Annotated in this window: 3 protein-coding genes; all 3 read left to right on the top strand. The window is 68.8% G+C overall.

The window, feature by feature from the left end; translation table 11 throughout:
• The first annotated feature begins 513 nt into the window (after positions 1-513).
• The 3 genes from AB1I47_RS33385 (at position 514) to AB1I47_RS33375 (ending at position 4,284) form a co-directional block, all read left to right on the top strand.
• Positions 514-1,764 carry a BON domain-containing protein gene (locus AB1I47_RS33385; protein ID WP_354687925.1) on the top strand — a complete coding sequence of 417 codons (1,251 nt, stop codon included), beginning with the start codon at positions 514-516 and terminating at the stop codon, positions 1,762-1,764.
• A gap of 110 nt (positions 1,765-1,874) precedes the next feature.
• Positions 1,875-2,687, top strand: coding sequence for an exodeoxyribonuclease III (xth, locus tag AB1I47_RS33380; RefSeq protein ID WP_354687924.1), 813 nt, complete (start codon positions 1,875-1,877; stop codon positions 2,685-2,687).
• 139 nt (positions 2,688-2,826) lie between these two features.
• Positions 2,827-4,284 (top strand): amidase, encoded by a 1,458-nt coding sequence (locus AB1I47_RS33375; protein ID WP_354687923.1) that lies wholly within the window; start codon positions 2,827-2,829, stop codon positions 4,282-4,284.
• Positions 4,285-4,504: the final 220 nt, after the last annotated feature.

Raw genomic sequence — 4,504 nt, 5'->3', positions numbered from 1 at the left:
CGCGCGCGGGGCGCCGCCCGCCCCGCGGCCCCGCCCCCCCGCGGGGGGGGGGGCGCTGGCGCCCGGCGCGGGCCCCGGCCCCCCCCCCCCCCCCCCCCGCCCCGCCCCCCGCCCCCCCCCCCCCACCGCTGTTTTCGGCCATTGCCACATTGTTCGGATTTAGAGTCTTTTTGCCATTACTGTCGTTTTTTCTCTTCAGGCGCCGGCGCCGCCGATGCCTCGCACCTCCCCGTACAGAACCGACATGACCTGGCCCCGGCGGCTCGCTTCGCTGCATCGCCGCATGGTCACCACTGCCGGTGCAGGCGGCGCCATTTCGCTTGAAGTAACAAGCCTGCAACCCTTACAACCTCTGCAAGGGTTGCACGCGCCGGACGCCCCGGGAGCCGCTTCTCGCGGCCCCGGCGCACGGTACGAATCTTGCCGTTTCCTGAATACCCGCCCGCGGGCCGCACGCATTGTTCGTGTCGGTATCCGCACATGGCGCCAAACTCACATTGTCAGGAAATCAGCATGGGCTACTACTACGACGAACGCCAACGTGACGAACGCCAACGCCGCAGGGCGTGGGAAGACGACGACTGGCAACCCGAAACCGAGCGCGAGCGCTGGGAAGCGCAACGCCGGCGCCAGCAACTGACTCCGGGGCAGACAAGCTACGGCGGCCCCGCCCGCCAGACCGGCAGCTATAGCGAGCAGTACGGCGCGGGCAGGTATCCGGAACGGCCCTCGGGGGGCGCATACGGCGGTGGCTACGGCGGCCGCGACGAAGAACGCTATCGCAGCCGCGAGGATGAGCGTTACCGGGGCCGCGATGACGATCGCTACAGAAGCCGCGAGGCCAGCCCCTATGGCCGCGAACAGCGCTACGGCAGCAACCTGCGCTACGGCCTGAACGGCGGCTATGGCTGGGAACGCGCCGGCGAATGGCGCGATCCGCAAGCGTGGCAGCGCGACGATGAATTCGCCGAGCGCCAGTGGCGCGAAAGCGCCGAACGCGCGCGCGAACCGCACGAATCGCCCGAAGCGCAGCGCCGCGGTGAGCACGACAGTTACTTCAGCGAGCTGCGCAGCGACACGCGCTACTGGACCGAGCCGCGCGATGACTGGGACGAGGCGCAGCGCTACAGCCGCCGCTTCAGCCGGGAAGCCGCGCGCCAACGCGGCTGGGAAGTCGAAGACCGCGATGAAGACCGCGACGATCACCGCGAAGGACACGGCGTGCTCTACAACATCGGACGCCGTATCGGCGAGGCGGTGGGCGACCTGTTCGGCACCTCCGACGAGCACGAACGCGAGCGCAAGTGGGGCGAGCGCCGAGGCTATGAGCGTGGTTACGAACGGGACTACGGACGTGACTACGAGCGTGAACCCGAGCGCTATCGCGAACAGCGGGCCGGCCCGCGCGGCTACCAGCGCAGCGACGACCGCATCCGCGACCAGATCTGCGAGCGGCTCAGCTACGCACGCGGCATTGATGTCAGCGATGTCAGCGTGGAGGTGAAGAGCGGCGTGGTGTCGCTGACCGGCACCGTGCGCGACCGCAGCCAGAAGTACTACATCGAGGACCTGGCCGACGGCACCTATGGCGTGACCGAGGTCAACAACGATATCCGCGTGCGCCGCGAAGGTAGCGGCATGATGGGAACCAGCGCGGGTACCACCTCGGGCACTGCTACCACCGGCACCAGCACCACCAGCGGCATGACTGCCGGCAGCACGACCGGCAGCGCCGAGACGTCGGGCAGCACGTGGCGCGCCTGATGGGACTGACGGGCCAGAGCAACGCCAAGGCCCCCAGGCACCATAGGCACTGAAGCAGCAAGCCGGCCGGCACCCGCCGGCCGGCCTCGTTCCACCACATCCCAAGCGGCATGCCCTCGCTCAAGATCGCTACCTTCAACATCAACGGTATCCGTAGCCGGCTTCCGGCCCTGTTCCACTGGCTGGCGCGCGAAGCGCCGGATATCGCCTGCCTGCAGGAACTGAAGACCGCCGACGAAAGCTTCCCCGCGCGCGAGATCCGCGCCGCCGGCTACGGCGTGATTTTTCACGGCCAGAAGTCCTGGAACGGCGTGGCGATCCTCGGGCGCGACACCGAGCCCGTGGAGGTGCGGCGCGGCCTGCCCGGCGACCCGGACGACAGCCACAGCCGCTATCTGGAAGCCGCGGTGCATGGGGTGCTGGTGGGCTGCCTCTACTTGCCCAACGGCAATCCACAGCCCGGCCCCAAGTTCGACTACAAGCTGGCGTGGTTTGAGCGCCTGATCGAACATGCGCAGGAACTGTTCGACGGGGGCCATCCGGTGGTACTCGCCGGCGACTACAACGTGGTGCCCACCGACGACGACATCTACAACCCACGCTCATGGCGCAAGGACGCGCTGCTGCAGCCGGAAAGCCGCGAAGCCTACGCGCGGCTGCTGGCACAGGGATGGACCGATGCGCTGCGCGCGCGCTATCCCGACGAGCGCATCTACACCTTCTGGGATTACTTCCGGCAGCACTGGCAGACCGACTCCGGCCTGCGCATCGACCACCTGCTGCTGAGCGCCGACCTGGCGCCGCGGCTGCGCGATGCCGGCGTGGACCGCTGGGTTCGCGCCGAGGACCATCCCAGCGACCATGCGCCGGCGTGGGTGGTGCTCGACATGGCGGCGGCGCGGCGCAAGCGCGCGGCAGGCTAAGCCGTCGACATCGTCGTTGCCGCGCGGCGGTAGTCCAATGCACTATCGCCTGCCCTGCGCAGCGCGCAAACCATCGATTGCCGGAAACCCCGCCGCGCCCGTATGCTTGTGCCGAATCCCACAGGAGACACGGCGAACCATGGCACCCGACCCGCAACCCACCGATCCCATCGTCGAACTCGACGCCGTCGCGCTGTCGCGCGCCATCCATGCGCGCGAGCTCTCGTGCGTGGAAGTGCTCGACGCCTTCCTCGGCCAGATCGACCGCCACAACCCGCGCGTCAATGCCATCGTCGCTCCCGTGGCACGCGACGCGTTGCGCACGCAGGCGGCAGGGCTCGATGCCGAGCTTGCGCGGGGTGCGAGCCGTGGCCCGCTGCACGGCTTTCCGCAAGCTCCTAAAGACATCAGCCCGGCAGCGGGCATGGTCACCACCAGGGGCTCGCCGATCTTCGCCGGCCAGGTCAGCGAAACCGACACGGTGATCTTCGAGCGCATGCGTGCCGGCGGCGCGATCTTTGTCGGGCGCACCAACTCGCCCGAATTCGGCCTTGGCGGCCACACCTACAACCCGGTCTACGGCACCACGCGCAACGCCTTCGATCCGGCGCGCTCGGCCGGCGGCAGCAGCGGCGGCGCGGCGGTCGCGGTGGCGCTGCGCATGCTGCCGGTGGCCGACGGCTCGGACATGATGGGATCGCTGCGCACGCCTGCGGCGTTCAACCATGTCTATGGCCTGCGCACCTCCGTGGGCTGCGTGCCCCACGGGCCGGCCGACGAGATCTTCTTCCAGCAATTCAGCGTGGCTGGCCCGATGGCGCGCAACATCCCTGACCTGGCATTGCTGCTGTCGGTACAGGCCGGCTTCGATGCGCGGCTGCCGCTGACGCGCCGCAGCGAGCCGCCCGGCAGCTTCACGCTGCCGCCGGAGCGCGACTGGACCGGCGTACGCATTGGCTGGCTCGGCGACCTCGGCGGTCACCTCCCGACCGAGCCCGGCCTGCTCGATGCGTGCGTGCAGGCGCTGTCCCACCTGCGCGCGCTCGGCTGCAGCGTCGACGACGCACTGCCCGCGTTCGACCTGGAGCGCCTGTGGCATGCGTGGATCGACCTGCGCAGCTTCTCGGTGGCGGGCGCCAATGCCGCGCTGTACCACGACCCGGCCACACGCGCGCTGCTCAAGCCCGAAGCCGTGTGGGAGATCGAGCGCGGCCTGGTGCTGCCCGGCACGCGCATCTACGAAGCCATGTGCGTGCGCAGCGCGTGGTACCAGGCACTGCGCACGCTGTTCGATCGCTTCGACTACCTGGTGCTGCCGGCCGCGCAGGTGTTTCCGTTCAACGCCGACTGGGACTGGCCGCATGCGATCGACGGCCGCGACATGGAAACCTATCACCGCTGGATGCAGGCGGTGGTGCCGGCCACCATGGCCGGGCTGCCGGCGCTGGCCGCGCCTGCTGGCTTCGGGCCGCAGGGTCTGCCTGCGGGGATCCAGATCATCGGGCCGGTGCAGGCGGATGCCGCGGTGCTGCAGCTTGGGCATGCCTATGACCAGGTTGGGGGATTTTCGCGGGTACGCAGTCCGTGGCTGGGTTGAGGGGAGCGTTCGCCAGGGGCGGCAGGCAACTCGAGGCGTCGTCAGCGCACGGTCGGCGTCGTCAGCGCTTCGTTTCGCACTCTGCCGGTTTGCTCCCCTTGTATGTTCTCGGAACGTTGTTCTGAAGACAATGCAGAGGGATAGCGACCGGCAGAGTCGTCAATGTAGGATTGCTTGTTTTTCGTGGTTGGTGCGCCAAACCTGAAACCCCTCAGAGTTC

The organism is Cupriavidus necator (genome assembly GCF_040578825.1).
GTDB lineage: Bacteria > Pseudomonadota > Gammaproteobacteria > Burkholderiales > Burkholderiaceae > Cupriavidus > Cupriavidus necator_E.
The sequence above is the reverse complement of the archived record's forward strand: the minus strand, read 5'-3'. Positions and strand labels throughout refer to the sequence as shown.